The sequence below is a fragment of the Methylomonas stagni genome, assembly GCF_050154735.1.
Taxonomy (GTDB): domain Bacteria; phylum Pseudomonadota; class Gammaproteobacteria; order Methylococcales; family Methylomonadaceae; genus Methylomonas; species Methylomonas koyamae_A.
Window position 1 is genome coordinate 3,370,164 of record NZ_CP189557.1, and the last position, 16,500, is coordinate 3,386,663.

General features: G+C 56.7%; 15 protein-coding genes and 1 pseudogene. 6 read left to right on the top strand and 10 right to left on the bottom strand.

What is annotated here, in order from left to right; genetic code table 11:
* Positions 1-41: 41 nt before the first annotated feature.
* The 6 genes from ACP4CD_RS15485 to rph form a co-directional block, all read right to left on the bottom strand.
* The gene (locus ACP4CD_RS15485; RefSeq protein ID WP_082885354.1) at positions 42-1,013 is read right to left on the bottom strand and encodes a hypothetical protein; all 972 of its coding nucleotides are present in this window, start codon (positions 1,011-1,013) and stop codon (positions 42-44) included.
* Positions 1,014-1,196: 183 nt separating this feature from the next.
* Positions 1,197-3,110, bottom strand: a complete 1,914-nt coding sequence (locus tag ACP4CD_RS15490) for a diguanylate cyclase (RefSeq protein ID WP_426991558.1) — start codon at positions 3,108-3,110, stop codon at positions 1,197-1,199.
* A gap of 157 nt (positions 3,111-3,267) precedes the next feature.
* Positions 3,268-3,801 (bottom strand): hypothetical protein, encoded by a 534-nt coding sequence (locus ACP4CD_RS15495; RefSeq protein WP_426991559.1) that lies wholly within the window; start codon positions 3,799-3,801, stop codon positions 3,268-3,270.
* A gap of 56 nt (positions 3,802-3,857) precedes the next feature.
* Positions 3,858-4,919, bottom strand: a complete 1,062-nt coding sequence (locus tag ACP4CD_RS15500; protein WP_426991560.1) for a phosphotransferase enzyme family protein — start codon at positions 4,917-4,919, stop codon at positions 3,858-3,860.
* The gene (gene rdgB, locus ACP4CD_RS15505) at positions 4,916-5,503 is read right to left on the bottom strand and encodes an RdgB/HAM1 family non-canonical purine NTP pyrophosphatase (protein WP_426991562.1); all 588 of its coding nucleotides are present in this window, start codon (positions 5,501-5,503) and stop codon (positions 4,916-4,918) included. The genes ACP4CD_RS15500 and rdgB overlap by 4 nt, the downstream gene beginning before the upstream one ends.
* Positions 5,500-6,237, bottom strand: a complete 738-nt coding sequence (gene rph, locus ACP4CD_RS15510) for a ribonuclease PH (protein ID WP_064025309.1) — start codon at positions 6,235-6,237, stop codon at positions 5,500-5,502. The genes rdgB and rph overlap by 4 nt, the downstream gene beginning before the upstream one ends.
* A 155-nt stretch (positions 6,238-6,392) precedes the next feature.
* On the opposite strand from rph, the gene ACP4CD_RS15515 reads away from it, so the two are divergent.
* From ACP4CD_RS15515 to fdxA, 6 genes and pseudogenes are all read left to right on the top strand, one after another.
* The gene (locus ACP4CD_RS15515; RefSeq protein WP_426991563.1) at positions 6,393-6,743 is read left to right on the top strand and encodes a DUF2069 domain-containing protein; all 351 of its coding nucleotides are present in this window, start codon (positions 6,393-6,395) and stop codon (positions 6,741-6,743) included.
* Between the two features lie 5 nt (positions 6,744-6,748).
* Positions 6,749-7,441 (top strand): DnaA regulatory inactivator Hda, encoded by a 693-nt coding sequence (gene hda, locus ACP4CD_RS15520; protein ID WP_426991564.1) that lies wholly within the window; start codon positions 6,749-6,751, stop codon positions 7,439-7,441.
* Positions 7,438-7,536 (top strand): annotated as a pseudogene (locus tag ACP4CD_RS15525) (ketopantoate reductase family protein); the annotation flags it as partial. The gene hda and the pseudogene ACP4CD_RS15525, both read left to right, overlap by 4 nt.
* A gap of 85 nt (positions 7,537-7,621) precedes the next feature.
* Entirely contained in the window at positions 7,622-8,392 is a 771-nt protein-coding gene (locus ACP4CD_RS15530) for a ketopantoate reductase family protein (protein ID WP_426991565.1), read from the top strand.
* 205 nt (positions 8,393-8,597) lie between these two features.
* Complete coding sequence (gene fusA / locus ACP4CD_RS15535) at positions 8,598-10,709, top strand: elongation factor G (RefSeq protein ID WP_071160258.1); 2,112 nt, start codon at positions 8,598-8,600, stop codon at positions 10,707-10,709.
* Positions 10,710-10,851: 142 nt separating this feature from the next.
* The gene (gene fdxA / locus ACP4CD_RS15540; protein WP_064025319.1) at positions 10,852-11,175 is read left to right on the top strand and encodes a ferredoxin FdxA; all 324 of its coding nucleotides are present in this window, start codon (positions 10,852-10,854) and stop codon (positions 11,173-11,175) included.
* A 76-nt stretch (positions 11,176-11,251) separates the two neighbouring features.
* On the opposite strand, the gene ACP4CD_RS15545 is transcribed toward fdxA, so the two are convergent.
* From ACP4CD_RS15545 to ACP4CD_RS15560, 4 genes are all read right to left on the bottom strand, one after another.
* Positions 11,252-11,962 (bottom strand): DUF3240 family protein, encoded by a 711-nt coding sequence (locus ACP4CD_RS15545; protein ID WP_064025322.1) that lies wholly within the window; start codon positions 11,960-11,962, stop codon positions 11,252-11,254.
* An 86-nt stretch (positions 11,963-12,048) separates the two neighbouring features.
* Entirely contained in the window at positions 12,049-12,354 is a 306-nt protein-coding gene (locus ACP4CD_RS15550) for a DUF3240 family protein (protein WP_064025324.1), read from the bottom strand.
* Positions 12,351-15,413, bottom strand: a complete 3,063-nt coding sequence (locus ACP4CD_RS15555; RefSeq protein ID WP_426991566.1) for an efflux RND transporter permease subunit — start codon at positions 15,411-15,413, stop codon at positions 12,351-12,353. The genes ACP4CD_RS15550 and ACP4CD_RS15555 overlap by 4 nt, the downstream gene beginning before the upstream one ends.
* Positions 15,413-16,495: an efflux RND transporter periplasmic adaptor subunit gene (locus tag ACP4CD_RS15560; RefSeq protein ID WP_426994691.1), complete on the bottom strand. Its 1,083-nt coding sequence runs from the start codon at positions 16,493-16,495 to the stop codon at positions 15,413-15,415. The genes ACP4CD_RS15555 and ACP4CD_RS15560 overlap by 1 nt, the downstream gene beginning before the upstream one ends.
* Between the last annotated feature and the right edge of the window lie 5 nt (positions 16,496-16,500).

The following is a 16,500-nucleotide window of genomic DNA, read 5'->3' on the forward strand; positions in this document are numbered from 1 at the left end:
ATTTCCTCGAGAGGTGAAATGGCGTTGGACGGGATACGGCTTCAAGCGGAAGCGGCCATGGCCTGCAAGATGGTTTCCAGCGGCACCAACGAAATTTCGGCGCTGAACAACAAGGCGTTGTCCGCGCGAAATAGCCCGTAACATTCGTAATCCAGCGGCGTGGCGCGCAGATCGCCGAAATCGTGTTCGGCGCAATTGGCGGCCGGTTTGATCAGAATATGTAAAGCGTCGTTACTGCGTAATTCGGCCAACAGCCGCCGGTCGATGCTGATTTTGTGAGAGGTGTACACCATCGGATTACGCTCGAAGTCGTGCTGCCATTTCAACGCTTTTTCCAATAAGGCACTGGACAACAGCGCGCAAGGAAACAACTCCGGAAAGCCGACGACATCCTGAATTTCGTCGATGTATTCCGATTGATCCCGCAATGAGCCGCACAGAAAATTCTTGGCATTGCTGTTCATCATGAACTTGCGTTTCAGGAAATAGCCGTTCGGCAGAAAGCAGCGATCCGGCTGGATCCGCATCTCGCCGATGCCTAGCAAATCCGGCTTGCCCGTCACCAACGGCCGGGCGGTTTCCTTTTTAAAGCCCATCAACGCCAGGCCGCCATCGGCCTTGACCGCGATCCGGTTGCTCAGTACCGGCTCGGGTTCGAGTTTGAATTGCGACTGTTTGATCTCGACCGCCACGTGTTGACCCGGCTTGACCGCGTTGGCGAAGGTAAACTGGTAATTGCTGAAATGCAGACCGTGCTCGGCAATCAACCGCTCTTCACCCAGCTTGCGGCGGAAATCCGCCACTTTGCCCTCGACCAGCGATTCCAACTGAAACCCCATCACGATCGGACCGGCGAACGGATTCCGATTGATCCGACCCCACTTCTTACTGTCGTGAAACAGGTTGAAGTCGTCGGTGGAGTTGCGGGCGACGTCGATATGCAGCTTGCTGAAAATTTCCGAATTCATGACATCCTTGGGTTCGAGTTGGCAACGATGACTAAGCGCCGACATGCTAGCACCGATCACATCGCCGGAAAATTGGCCGGAATTGTCGCCGATCAAATCGCCGGCACGATTCCGCTAGTCGCGATCCATGGCATCGGTACGTGCGAAATCCGCGATAAGGGTACCGACGCAAGTCAAGTCGGACAGGGTAAGTTTAGCGCGAGACGCGACTCTCGTTTGTCGTTGCCGTTATTCCTCGAGGCAGCACACCTTGTTACGCCCGGTTTGCTTGGCTTGGTATAGCGCTTGGTCCGCCAGATTCAGCAAGGTATCGATGTTGACGCTGGATTCGCGCAACGTAGCGATACCGATGGACACGGTGAACCGTAACGGCAACCCCGACGCCAGCGCAATTTTGCTGGCGGCGACGATGACCCGCAAGCGGTCGGCCACTTCGACCGCTTTTTGCAAACCGGTTTCAGGCAACAACACCGCAAATTCCTCGCCGCCCAAGCGGCCGGGAATGTCGATTTCGCGGAGCGTCTCGATGAAGATTTGCCCCATTTTCTGCAAAACCCTATCCCCGATCGCGTGGCCGTAAGTATCGTTAATGGCCTTGAAGCGATCGATATCCAGCATCAACACCGACAAGTGGTTGCCGTAACGCTGTACCCTGGCCAGTTCCAGTTCGGCCTGCTCCATGAAGTACCGCCGATTGGCGATACCGGTCAGATAATCCAGATGAGCCTGTCGTTCCAATTGTTCCAGCAAATGTCGGCGATCGGTGATGTCCTGTACTTGCGACACGAAGTACAAAATCCGGTCTTCGCCGTCCCGAACCGCCGAAACGCTCAGCAAAATCCAAATCAGCCGGCCGTCCTTATGAAAATAACGTTTTTCCATCTGATAGCCGGTACCGTCACCGTCCAACAGCGCTTGAACTTGACTCAAATCGGTTTGTAAATCGTCGGGATGGGTGATGTCTTGAAAAGTCAGACCCCGCAATTCCGCCTCGCTGTAACCGACGATCTTGCACAACGCGGCGTTGACTTGCATGAAACGGCCATCCGGTAAAACCAACGCCATGCCGATGGCGGCGGCGTCGAAGGTGGAGCGGAAGCGGGCATCCAGTTCCTGACGCACGGTTTCGCGCTCGCGAAGTTCGGTCACATCGTCGTAAATAGCCACCAATTCGCCGCTGGGCAATTGGTAAACGTAGTTGTCGCGCCAGCCGTCGACCCGTCCGTCCCGGTAATGCGCGGATGGAAACGCCTCGGCCCGACCCGTCGCGGCGACCCGGCGCAATACCGCCGCCAAACCGAATTCGGCGGCGCCCGGAAACACCTGACTCAACGGACGGCCTATCACTTGGTCACGCTGAATCTTGTCAATTGCCTCGGCCGCTTTATTAAAGGCCAGAAACACGAAATCGCTGGCTTCGGCGTCAATCGGCAAATACACGGCAACACCGCTGCTCATGTTTTCGAATAAGGCCTGCAAGCGCGCCTCGCTATCCGTCAATGCCTGCTTCTCGCGCTGCAACTGACTATTGCGTTCGTGCAACTCCAGGGTACGTTCCTCGACTTTTTCAGCCAGCCGCTGACTTAACGTCACTAATTCCTCGGCGGTCTGCCGCTGGCGCAAGCGATCCAGTCCGTATGCGCCGAGAATTTGCGCCAGATCGGCGTACATGCGGGTGATTTTCTCCAAACGCTCTCGAGGCACCACCGGAATCTTGGCGATGGCACGCAAATACGCTTCTTCATCGAATTTCAGATTCTGTGCTCGCTCCCGGAAATAATCGGAGTCGGGCGGCTCGGTAAAACACTGGCCGGTAAAAATATTCGCGACATGATAACCGTCGACGATAATCGGCATCGCACAGTCCACCAAACCGTTCAGGCAAGCGTAAATCGCAAACGCCTCTCCCTTCAGCAAACTGGCGGCCAATACCGTATCGCTGTCCAAACAATTGCCGCGAGTGCGGGGATCGACGCGATGATAGAGCGCGCAGGCTTCTTGCCAACCGGAGTGGGTGATAACGACGCCGTCGGTATCGATGACGGCGTTGGCGATGCCAATCAGCTCGCATAACCCGTCCATCAATGTCTGCAAACTCGCGACATCGACAAGATCGGCAAATTTTAGATTGGCAACGGCCATGGCAAAGCACCAGGAGTCGTGGATTTCGGACCGAGACCAATGCTGCGCGCGGTCCGGGGCGGAGTATCTTACTCCCGCGGTAACGCCAAAGAAAAAAATCGCCCGGCGGGAACCGGACCGAATCAGGACAGGGCTTTGGCCGCCGCTCAAGCGAATCCTAGGCCACTTTACGGTCATAAACGCGCCGCCCCAACACGGCATCCCTGACGGATTCCGCCAGCATGGTCAGGCGGTAGGTGCCGGCTTCGCTAACCTTAAGCTCGCCCAAGACGGCAGCCAAATGCGCCATCGCTACGTCGTAATGCGAGTCGTCCGGATGGAATTTCATCAAACACCGATGCGCCGGACATAACAAGTTGTTCGCGCGTGCTTCCTCCGCGCGGACGACGTCCGGCAAAGGCACGAAATTATGACCGGCCGACGTCCTGGGCTTGGGACTGTCGCGTCCGAAAGCCACCGCGAAATAAGCATCCAACAGCTTGGACGCGTCTAAGTCGCTGGATAAGGCCACGTTCAAATAGGCCTTTAGTGCCTTGGCGTGTTCGGCAACCGGGCGATTGTTGAAAAATCGGTTGATCCGATAATCGTCGAGCATCTTTTCGCAAACGCGATCGACGATAGCGCCGACAAGCACGGCGTTGGAGAATTCGGAACGGGCGGAAGGCAGTCCGGAAACCACGGTAGTTGTCATAATCGTCTCCTGGCGGATTGTTGACATAAACCAGTGTTCCCGCGCCTTGCGGATTGTCAAACCGTCCCGCGCCGCGCTTTCGAAATGCTGCTTTCCAACGCCGCGCGCTGCTCGGCGATGCTGTCGCACAGCCGAAACTGCGCTAGGGCGCGTCGCAAGTTGTGCAACGGATCGCTCACCTTGAAATAGCGACTGCCATCCAGATAATCGCTGAAAAATCGCAAACCCAGCTCGAACGGAATCAACCAGATGGCCGCATACAGGCTTTCGTCGGCGGCGGCATCGATAAGATCGCCGCAGACCGTCAAATAACCGCCGAGAACGCGCCGCGCGGTGGACAGATCGAAACGGTCGCCGTCCGTATGACAACAAGAGCGCAAACAATCGCCGATGTCGTAGTGCGGCAGGCCGGGTTTGACGGTATCCAGGTCGATCAGGCCGATAATGCTATCGCTACCGGGCCGGAACAGAAAATTATTGAGTTTAGGGTCGCCGTGGATCACTCGCTCGACCAGCTCGCCGCGCTGTTTGGCTTGCTCCAGCACCGGAATAGCGGCCGCGTGGCGCTCGATATAAGCAACGCATTCACCAAAGTCGGCATCGGCGGCCACCCGTAACGGCTGCTCGAGGCGTTGCAGATACGTCTCGTAATAGGTCGGCGTAATGTGGAAGCCGGGCAAGGTATCGTGCAGCGCTTCGCCCGGCAAATCCGCGCATAAGCGGTGAAACCGGGCCAGCGCCTCGCCGACGGCTGTCGCTTCGGCCGGACGGCTGAGCGCCTCTCGGCTTTCCGACGGACCGAGGTATTCGAGCGCTCGCCAATATTGGCCCCGATCGTCGATTAGAACGTCGGCGCCGTTCGCGCCGGTCAACAAGCCCGGTACTTGCAAGCCGCTAGTTTCGGCGCACCGTGCGGCGTGAGCCGTCAGGCACCGCAAGTTGGCCATCACCCAATCGGGCCGAGCGAACACTTCGGAATTCAAGCGCTGCAGCACGAAGCGCCCGGTTGCGGTTGCCGCCGCGTAAGTATCGTTGATCAGACCGTTACCGAGCGGTTCGACGGCCAACACCGACTGCCCGCCGGCAAAATGCTCGGCGATGCCGCGTAGGCTATTCACAAGCCGCCGAGTCGGCGGCGCAGCTCTTGCAGAGCCTGGCCGCGATGGCTGACGGCATTTTTTTGCTCGGGCGCCAATTGCGCCGAAGAACTTGCGAAGGTCTCCACCCAAAACAACGGATCGTAGCCAAAGCCGTTGCCGCCGAGCGGTTCGCGTAGGATACGCCCTTCCCAAACGCCCTGAGCGACGATCGGGGTCGGATCGTCGGCATGACGCATGAACACCATTACGCAGACAAAGCGGGCCGTGCGCTGGTGGTCGGGCACAGCCGACAGAGCATCGAGCAACTTGGCGTTGTTGTCGCTATCCGACGCAGCCGCGCCGGCGTAGCGGGCCGACAGCACACCGGGCGCTCCGCCCAGCGCATCGACGACCAAGCCGGAGTCATCGGCGATGGCCGGCAACCCGCAATGCCGCGCGGCATTGCGCGCCTTGATGATGGCATTTTCGACGAAGGTCGAACCGGTTTCCTCCGGCTCGACGACCTGAAATTGCGATTGCGGCAGAATCAAATCGTTTTGCAAAATCGCCTGAATTTCCCGAATCTTGCCGGCATTACCACTGGCCAGCACGATGGAACTCATGCGGCGGCCGGCGTCTTGGCGGCTTGCAATGCCGCTGCTTGCTTGTCCAGTAACTCGCGTATGCCGAGTTCGGCCAGCTCCAGCATCGCATTCAGTTCGTCCTTGCGGAACGCATGCCCCTCGGCGGTGCCCTGAATTTCAATGAAAGCACCGGCATCGTTCATCACAACGTTCATGTCGGTTTCGGCCTGACTATCCTCGGCATAATCCAAATCCAGTACCGGCACGCCGCCGTAGATTCCGACCGAAACCGAGGCCACTTGGCCGTGCAGCGGATTTTTCTTGATTCGTTGGGTTTTCAGCATATGTTCGATGGCGATGGACAAGGCCACGAAGCCGCCGGTAATCGAGGCGGTGCGCGTGCCGCCGTCGGCCTGCAACACATCGCAATCGATGGTGATCGTGTTTTCGCCCAAGGCTTTCAGGTCGATAGCGGCACGCAGCGACCGGCCGATCAAGCGTTGTATTTCCAGGGTACGTCCGCCCTGCTTGCCGCGACCGGCTTCGCGCTCCATCCGGCTGTGCGTGGAACGCGGCAACATACCGTATTCGGCGGTGATCCAGCCCTCGCCCTTGCCCTTCAGAAAGCGCGGTACGCTAGTGTCGACGCTGGCGGTACACAAGACCCGAGTATCCCCGAACTCCACCAACACAGAGCCTTCGGCATGCTTGGTGTAATTGCAGGTAAAGCGTATTTCTCTTAGTTGCTCGGGGGTGCGTCCGCTGGGTCTCATCTGGATCTGCCTTGTCGTAAAATGGCGAGATTATACGCGCTGCTACCGAAGATTTCTTAGCGCCGCCCGGGCAGCCGAAGGTAGCCGGCCAACATTCCCGAGCCGAGTCTGTGATAATAGCCGCCTGTCGAATCGCTCAACGCCCTGTCCCGTTCATGCAACGCATCCATTATTACTACGCCGGCCTGGCCGGATTTTTCGGCCTGTTTTTGTTATTGATGGCCTGGCCCACGCTGCTAGCGCCGCCCAAGCACATTCCGACGGCACTGGTATTGTTGGTCAGCGCCGGTCCATTGCTGTTGCCGATGCGCGGCTTGTTAAACCGCGACCTGAAAAGCTGCACCTGGATGAGCTACCTGAGTTTGCCGTACTTCGTGCATGGCATTGTCGAAGCCTATGTCGATCCGGCTAGCCGGACCTACGCACTGGCCGAGGTCGGCTTCAGCCTGTTACTGTGTTTCGGCGCGGGGCTTTACGTCTATAAAGCCGAGAAAATCAGAGGCTAGCCGCGATGCAAGTGCCGCTTCAGTTCGAGTTCCAGAGCCATCAGACCTTCGCGAGCTATTACGCCGGCCAGAATGCCGAAATCGTCGGACAACTGCAAAGCTTGGCGGCTCCGAACGGAGAACAGCAATTGTACATTTGGGGCGATACCGGCAGCGGCAAGAGCCATCTACTGCAGGCATGTTGCCAACACGCCAAGGCGATCGGCATGGACCCATTTTACCTGTGCCTGACCGCGGCCCGTCTGCCGCCGCCGGCCGTGCTGGAAGGCCTGGATGACATGGCTTTGGTTTGCCTGGATGACCTGCCTGTTTTAGCAGGGCGTGCCGATTGGCAGCAAGCGTTATTCAATTTCTACAATCGCCACCGCCAAAACGGACACAAACTGGTATTAGCCGCCGATTGTCCACCTAAATTTCTGCCTTTCGAATTACTGGATTTGAAAACCCGAATGGGTTGGGGACTGACGCTAAAAATCCAGAGTTTGCGCGACGATCAGTTGATCGCGGCGTTAAATCACAAGGCGCATTTTCTGGGTTTCGACATTTCGGCATCGGTCGGACGGTTTTTACTGAACCACTACGTCCACGATTTGCCGGCACTTTGGCTGTTATTGGACAAAATCGACCAAGCGACGCTGGCGGCGAAGCGCAAACTGACCGTGCCGTTCCTGAAACAAATTTTGGCGGGTGAGCTATGAGCAACAAAGTATTGGTGGTGGGTAGCGGCGCGATCGGCGGCTTTTACGGCGCTTTGCTGGCCAAGGCCGGTGCCGACGTGACGATGACCTGCCGTTCGGATTTCGAGACCGTCAAGCGGCGCGGCTTCCGAATCGACAGCCGGGAACTGGGCAGCTGGCGATTTTTCCCGCTGGCGCCTGGTGCAACGCGCCGGCGAATACGGCGGCGAGCCGGATTTCCTGCTGCTGTGTACCAAGGTCAAGCCCGATTTGGACCGGGCCGAATTGATTCGCGACGCGGTTGGTCCGAATACCGCGATCGTCTTCATTCAAAACGGCATCGACATCGAAGCGGAGTTGCAGGCCGCGTTTCCCGATAACGAACTGATCAGCGGCCTGGCCTTCGTTTGCTGTAACCGGATCGCACCGGGCGAAATTCAACATCTGGCCTACGGCCGACTGCTGTTAGGCAATATGCCGAGCGGAGTCTCGGACAAAACCCGCCGCCTGGCGGACCTGTACCGGACCAGCGGCATTGAGGCCGAAACTTGCGAAGACATCGTCGGCGGCCGTTGGCAAAAATGCGTCTGGAACGCGCCGTTCAACCCGCTGTCGGTACTGTCCGGCGGATTGGCGACTCAGACCATCCTGCAGAATCAGGAATCACTGGTCAGACGTATCATGACGGAAGTCCAAGCCATCGCCGAAGCCGCCGGCCATCCGCTGCCTGCCGACATTATCGAGCGAAATATCGCGATGACTCGAAGCATGCCGCCCTACAAAACCAGTATGTTGCTGGATTTCGAAACCGGCCAGAGTATGGAAACCGAGGCGATACTCGGCAATACTGTCCGCGCCGCCGAACGTTTGGGTTTGGATGTGCCTTGCCTGCAATCCTTATATGCGTTGATGCGCTTACGGGAACAACAGTCGGCGACGGGCCTGGGCGGAAAACACCCGTCACACAATTGACATTCCGTTTTTACCGATTTTTCGGTTAGAATGTGAAGATTTTCATTGACCTTGTCTTTGAAGAAGCCGCTCGCTGACTTCCAAGTTGCTTGGAAAGTGGAGTCCGGCCGCATACTTCGCTAGAACAGCAGCTATGTGACCCACTAAAACCGTGGCAATGGTGCTGGGGTTAAAGAATTTTTATGTCCATTTTTAGAGTATAACCATGACTGATCTATCGCTTTATAGAAACATCGGGATCTTCGCTCACGTCGATGCCGGTAAAACCACCACGACCGAGCGGATTTTGAAGCTGACCGGAAAAATCCACAAAATCGGCGAAGTACACGACGGTGCGGCGACCACAGACTTCATGGTGCAAGAGCAAGAACGCGGCATCACCATTCAATCGGCCGCGACCACCTGTATGTGGCCGGGTAGCACCAACCAATTTCCGCCGCACCGCTTCAACATCATCGACACCCCGGGCCACGTCGACTTTACGATCGAAGTGTATCGTTCGCTGAAAGTGTTGGACGGCGGTATCGGCGTATTCTGCGGCTCCGGTGGCGTTGAACCTCAATCGGAAACCAACTGGCGCTATGCGAACGACTCCAAAGTCGCTCGCGTTATCTATGTCAACAAACTGGACCGTTTGGGCGCGAACTTCTACCGCGTCGTCAAGCAAGTCGAGGACGTACTAGGCGCCAAACCAGTGGTTATGACCCTGCCGATCGGCGAGGAAGAAAACTTTGTCGGCGTGATCGACTTATTGACCCGCAAAGCCTGGATTTGGGATAACTCCGGCGACCCGTTGAAATATGAAATCCAAGACGTGCCGGCCGATATGGTCGAGCAAGTCGAAGAATGGCGCGCCAAACTGATCGACCAAGTCGCCGATCAAGACGACGACATCATGGAAAAATATCTGGAAGGCGAAGAGCCGACCATCGAAGAAATCAAAAAGTGTATCCGCAAGGGCACCATCGCGATGGATTTCTTCCCAACCTTTTGCGGCTCTTCGTTCAAAAACAAAGGCGTGCAATTGGTATTGGACGGTGTCGTCGAATACCTGCCGAACCCGACCGAAGTCAATCCGCAACCGGAAACCGACATCGAAGGCGTGCCGACCGGCGAACACGCGATTGTCGACCCCGAGCGCCCATTCCGCGGCCTGGTGTTCAAAATCATGGACGACCGTTTCGGTGCGCTGAACTTCGTACGTATTTACTCCGGCAAGCTGAAAAAAGGCGACACGGTCCTGAACACCTACACAGGCAAAACCGAGCGGGTCGGCCGGATGGTGGAAATGCACGCCGACGACCGTAACGAAATCGAAACCGCGCAAGCCGGCGACATCGTCGCGCTGATCGGTTTGAAAAGCGTGCAAACCGGTCACACCTTGTGCGATCCTGACAAACCGGCCACATTGGAGCCGATGGTATTCCCTGACCCCGTTATCTCGATTGCGATTTCGCCAAAAGACAAGGGCAGCAACGAAAAAATGGGTATCGCGATCGGCAAAATGGTCGCCGAAGACCCGTCATTCCGCGTCGAAACCGACCAGGAATCCGGCGAAACCATCATCAAAGGCATGGGCGAGCTGCACTTGGATATTAAAGTGGACATCCTGAAACGGACCCACGGTGTCGAAGTGAACGTCGGTAAACCACAGGTGGCTTACCGCGAAACCATCACCAAACGTATCGAAGACGAATACGTCCACAAAAAACAATCCGGCGGTTCAGGCCAATACGCGAAAATCAACTACATCATCGAACCCGGCGAACCCGGCAGCGGCTTCCAATTCGAATCCTCGGTTGTCGGCGGTAACGTACCTCGCGAATACTGGCCAGCCGTCGAAAAAGGTTTCAAAGCCAGTATCGAGAAAGGTGTATTGGCGGGCTTCCCTTGCTTGGACTTCAAAGTCAACCTGACCGACGGTGCGTTCCACGCGGTTGACTCGTCATCCATCGCGTTCGAAATCGCCGCCCGCGCCGCGTATCGTCAATCGATTCCGAAAGCCGGTCCGCAATTGCTGGAACCGATCATGAAAGTCGACGTGTTCACACCGGAAGCACACGTGGGCGACGTGATCGGCGACTTGAACCGCCGCCGCGGCATGATCAAATCCCAAGATCCAGGCGTCACCGGCGTTCGCATCAAAGCGGACGTACCGCTGAGCGACATGTTCGGTTACATCGGCGACTTGCGGACGATGACCTCCGGTCGCGGCCAATTCTCGATGGAATTCTCGCATTACATCGCCTGCCCGAAAAACGTGGCCGACGAAGTGATCAAGGAAGTCAACGAACGCAACAAAAACAAAGACAAGTAAACAGTGGGGCTGCCCCGAGACCGCAAGGTCTCCGAGCAGCCTTTTTTGCGATTTGGCCGCCTGTCTTTCAGGCGTCTCTTTAACGATAAAGCTTGCGCGATGTACGTCAGCTTAATCCCGCACCCCACTTTGGGAGAACACTATGGCATTTGTAATTACCGAAAACTGCATCAAATGCAAATATACCGATTGCGTCGACGTATGCCCTGTCGACTGCTTTCACGAAGGACCCAATTTTCTGGTTATCGATCCGGACGAATGCATCGATTGCACGCTGTGCGAACCGGAATGCCCGGCCGGTGCGATTCACGCCGAAGATGAGCTGCCGGAAGGCCAAGAGCACTTCGCGGCGTTGAACGCCGAATTGGCCAAAACCTGGCCGTTGATCACAGAAGTCAAGGACGCGATGCCGGACGCCGACGAATGGAACGGCAAGCCGGACAAATTTAAATTGCTGGAAAAATAATCCGTTACGGGATACAGGGAGCGCCGCGACATCGCTGGCGCTCCCCGCCAACAACGTAGGCTAACGCTTTAAAGCATCAAATCTCGCCTTTCTCGACGACCGGCATGATCCAATAATGGATACCCGAGCCGGCGAACTCCGCCTTTAAGCGCTCCAAAAGCGCGGAAATCACAATTTTTTCCGAGTAAATCTGAAAACTGGTATTTCTGGGCTCTGCTTCGTCATGCTCGCTGGGCAGCTTGACGATTTTGTGACTGGCCGCGTCCCCGTTCAAGCGCATGGTTTCGAACTCGTCCAAACACTCCATCACCGCCGCTTCCATATCGCCGGGCACGACAAACGAAATCGAAAACTGCTGATGCTGTAGCGTGTTGACAAAGTCGTCCTCGCTATTGAATCGATCCGACGCATTTTTGACGACTTGCAGAAATTTGCCGCGCCGCCGGTCTCCCTTGCGTTTTTCGACAAATTCGTTATCGGCTCGCTGATGCTGCCGGGGATCGTTATACCAACTGCGATGGTAATAAGGTCTAACGACCACCATCCGGCCGTTGAAGCGCCGGTTTTTCAAACCCTTGATGACCCGCTGCACGGTCAACTCCGAATCCAGCGTCACCAAGCCGTGATACTCCATGGAACCAAAGCGACTGTCTTGCAGTGCCAGAATCTGCACGTCCACTATCCGGCCCGGCTTCAGGAAAAAGCCGCTTTTCAAGGCAGGACTAATGAATTCGGTAATTTCAGAGTGTCTGGTGTTGGCCGGAATTCTTCTCAGAAATATGTTCATCGGTTCGCTTGCAAAGTGACAGGGTCGGTTTTTTAAACATACGAGACAACTGTAGCATTCCGTACTGAATTCTGCATACCTCGCGGTCAGATTTTTCCGCGCTCCAATGCCGGCAACAACCAATACTTTAAGCCGGCGCCCGCGAAGTCCGCTTTTAGCTTAGTCAATAACCCGGAAATGTTGGTTTTTTCGATAAAAATTTGAAAGCGGACCTTGCGCCGATAACCGCTGACCTGCTCGGCCAGCGACAGGCCCTGGTCGTCCGCGTCGTGGATATTCGCCGGCATACAGGAAAAACTTTGCCGCCACGCCAACGCCAATAAAAAGTCCACGAATTGCTCCTCCAAATCCGGCGGAACGTCGACCATTAGCAGATAAGCCTCATGATTCATTCAGCGGTCTCCTCGCCGCGCCCGTAAGCACGATACAGTATTGGCAACAAAATCAGCGTGAGTAGCGTCGACGACACCAGCCCTCCGGTGACTACGATGGCCAAGGGCCGTTGCACTTCCGAGCCAGGCCCCGAGGCGAACAATAGCGGAATCAAGCCGAACGCGGCGATACTAGCCGTCATTAGCACCGGACGCAGCCTACGGCAAGAACCGACAATCACGACGCGCGACAATTCCATACCGGTCGCGCATAGCTGATTAAAGTAACTGACCATCACCACGCCATTCAATACCGCGATACCGAGCAGCGCGATAAAACCCACCGAGGCCGGCACCGACAAATATTCCCCGGATAACCACAGTCCGAACACGCCGCCCACCATCGCCAACGGAATGTTAGACAACACCAGTAAGGCTTGCCGCACCGAACCGAAGGTCGAAAACAGTAATAGGAAGATCAAGCCAAGCGCCAACGGGATCACCAAACCGAGCCGGGCTGCGGCGCGTTGTTGGTTCTCGAACTGACCGCCGAATTCGACGTGAAAACCGGTCGGCAGTCGGACACGTTCCGCGACCGTCTTGCGAGCCTCTTCGACGAAACCGACCAGATCGCGCTCTTCGACATTGCAGCGAATCACGACAAAGCGCTGGCCTTTTTCCCGATCTATCGACACCACGCCTTCTACCGCTTCGATTTTCGCTACCGCCGAAATCGGTATGTGGCTGCCGCTCGGCAGCGTGATTTGCAAATTATCGAAATTCGCGGTGTTGCTGGCGCCGCGCAGTAACAGAGGTGTGCGCTTGACGCCTTCTTGAACGATGCCGAGCTGCAAACCTTCTATCTGCGCTCTAAGCAGATTCTCGATACCTTCGGCATCCAAACCGTAGCGACCGGCGGCCGACCGGTCGATTTTCAATTGCAGAAATTGCATGCCTTCGTTCTTGCGAGTGAAGACGTCGCTGGCGCCGGGTATTGTCTTCAATACCGCTTCGATTTCCTCCGCCTTATGATTCAATACATTCAGATCGCTGCCGAACAGCTTGATCGCCACGTCGCCGCGTGTACCGGTCAACATCTCGGAAACCCGCATTTCGATGGGCTGGGTAAAGCCGAACGCAATACCCGGCGTGTGCGGCATGACCTTGCGGATTTCCTCGATCAGCGCTTCCTTGGTATGCATCCGCCATTCGGCTTTCGGTTTCAGAATTAAAAAGGTATCCGTGTCGTTGAGGCTCATCGGATCCAAACCCAATTCGTCGGTGCCGACCCTGGACACCACGTGAGCCACTTCCGGAACATGCTCGAGAATGTTTTTCTGCACCCGCACATCCAGCGCCACCGAATCCGCCAACGTAATCGACGGCAATTTTTCGAGTTGCACGATAATGTCGCCTTCGTCCATCGTCGGTATGAAAGTGCTGCCGATTCGACTGAAAACCAGTAGCGTTGCCAGCAATAATCCTCCCGCGACGATAAACACCGTTTTGGCGTTCGCCAAACACCACGCCAACACCGGCTGATACAAAGCCAGTAATTTACGCGGCAGCCAAGGCTCTTCGTGCGACACATTCTTCAACAGAAACGAGGCCAACACCGGAATCACCGTCAGCGACAACAACAAGGAACCGCTCAGCGCGAACACGATCGTCATCGCGACCGGGCCGAACAATTTGCCTTCCAGCCCTTGCAGCGTCAACAACGGCAAAAATACGATGACAATGATCAGGATGCCCGACGTCACCGGCGCGGCGACTTCCCGGGTCGCCCGATAAATCAGGTGCAGGCGCGGCAAACGCTCGGCTTTACGATGGTCGGCGAGTTGGGTAATGATGTTTTCGACAACCACGACGGCACCATCCACCAGCATGCCGATCGCAATCGCCAAGCCGCCCAGACTCATTAGATTGGCCGACATGCCGAAGGCCTGCATCAGGATAAACGTAATCAGCGCCGCCATCGGCAGTGCCAAGGCCACGGTCACCGCGGCCCGCAAATCGCCCAGAAACACAATCAGCAGAATTACGACCAGGACGATCGCTTCGAGCAGCGCCTGGGATACGGTCGCGACCGCCTTGCCGACCAACACGCCCCGGTTGTAAAACACATTGATCTTGACGCCTTCAGGCAAACTGGGCTGCAATTGCCCCAATTTCTCCTCTAGCAGCGCGATGGTCTGCCTAGCATTGGCGCCGCGTAAGCCCAGCACCACCGCGGTGACCGCCTCGCCGCCCCCATCCTTGCTGACCGCGCCGTAACGAGTCAGCGCGCCTATCCTGATTTCGGCGACGTCTTCGATTTTGACCGGCAGACCGTCGCGCTCGGCAACCACGATCGTCGCGATGTCGTGCTCGTCGCGAATCCGGCCTTCCGCACGGACGATCAGTGCCTCCTCGCCCTCGGTCAAGCGCCCCGCGCCATCGTTGGCATTGTTTTTCTTCAGGGCCGCGCTGAGTTGTGCGATGTCGATATGGCGTGCCGCCATTCGAATGTTGTCCGGCACCACTTCGAAGCTGCGAACCTCGCCGCCCAAGGCGTTGACATCCGCCACGCCCTTAACGGTCCGCAAGGCCGGCCGTATCGTCCAATCGAGCAGCTCGCGGCGCTGCATCAGAGTCAAATCGCCGCCTTCGATCGCGAACATGAACATCTCGCCGAGCGGCGTCGTCATTGGCGCGATACCGCCCTGAACCCCTTCCGGCAAGTTGCCCCAAATCCCGTTCAGCCGCTCCGCCACCTGTTGCCGCGCCCAATAAATATCGGTGCCTTCCTCGAAATCGAGCGTAATATCGGTGATCGCGTACTTGGCTAGCGAGCGCAGCATGACTTGGTGGGGAATGCCCAGCAACTCGACTTCGACGGGCGCGGTAATTCTGGCTTCGACCTCTTCCGGTGTCATGCCGTTGGCCTTGACGATAATTTTGACCTGAGTTGGCGACACCTCCGGAAACGCGTCGATCGGGATATTGGTGAACGCGTAATAGCCGCCGCCGGTCAGCAACGCCACCGCCAGCATGACCAACAGGCGCTGGATCAGCGCAAAGCGGATCAAGCCGGCCATTATTCGTCGCCCCCTAAACCCAACCAGTTAGCCTTCAACGCCACCGCGCCCTTGACGGCTATTTGCTCGTTACCGGTCAACGGGCCGTTAACCAAAGTCACATCGGCTTGTTTGCCAGCCACGCTGACCTCGGTCACCGCGAAGCCTTCGGCATTGCGCACGAATACATAACTATGGCCTTCGTTTTGCGCCAACGCGGTATTCGGTACCCGGAAACCGGTCTGACCACCGCCCAGCAGTTTGACGTTGACGCTTTGACCGACGCGTAAACCCTCGGCCTTGCCATCGAGCACGGCCCGGGCGGCGACGGTTTGGTTATCTCGGTTGACGCTTTGGCCCAGCAAAGCAACGCGGGCGACGATACCGCTATCTTCGACGCCGACGCTGTCGCCAATCTTGACCTGCCCCATCCGTTCTTGCGGAATATTGATTTCCAGCCACAATTGCGAGAGATCGGCGACCCGGAACAGCGGCGTCTGCATATCCAATCGACTGCCCAACACCACCAGCCGTTCCAATACCACGCCATCCAGCGGAGAGCGGATCGCCAGTTGGTTATTCAAGCGCTTGGTTTTCGCCAGTTGCTTAATTTCGCCAACCGACATGCCCGCAAGCTCGAGCAATTGTCTGGTTTCATCGGCCTTGGCCGATTTGCTGCCATGCAACACTTCGGTTTCTTGCAAACGCCGTTCGGCGATCACGCCTTCCTGCAATAACTTTTGGTCGCGCCCTTGCTCGATATCGGCCAAATTATGCTCGCTACCGGCCGTCAAATAAGCCTGTTGCAAACCGACCAACTCCGGGCTATTCAACGTGGCCAGCACCTGCCCCTTGACCACCCGATCGCCAATATTGACGTGAATTTTAGTGACCAGACCCGCCACGCTGCTGGCGACCAGCGCTTCGCGATCGGCCGGCACAGTCACGCGCGCCGGCGCGTAAAACAGCGGGATGTTCGAGCCGGCGGCAAGAGGCGCCACTCGCACATCCAGATTGTCGATTTGCTGTTGGGACATGCGAATTTGCGAGAGTTCCGCGCTCGCCTGTCCGCAAGACACGATAAAAAGACCGTACAAAAACATCGATC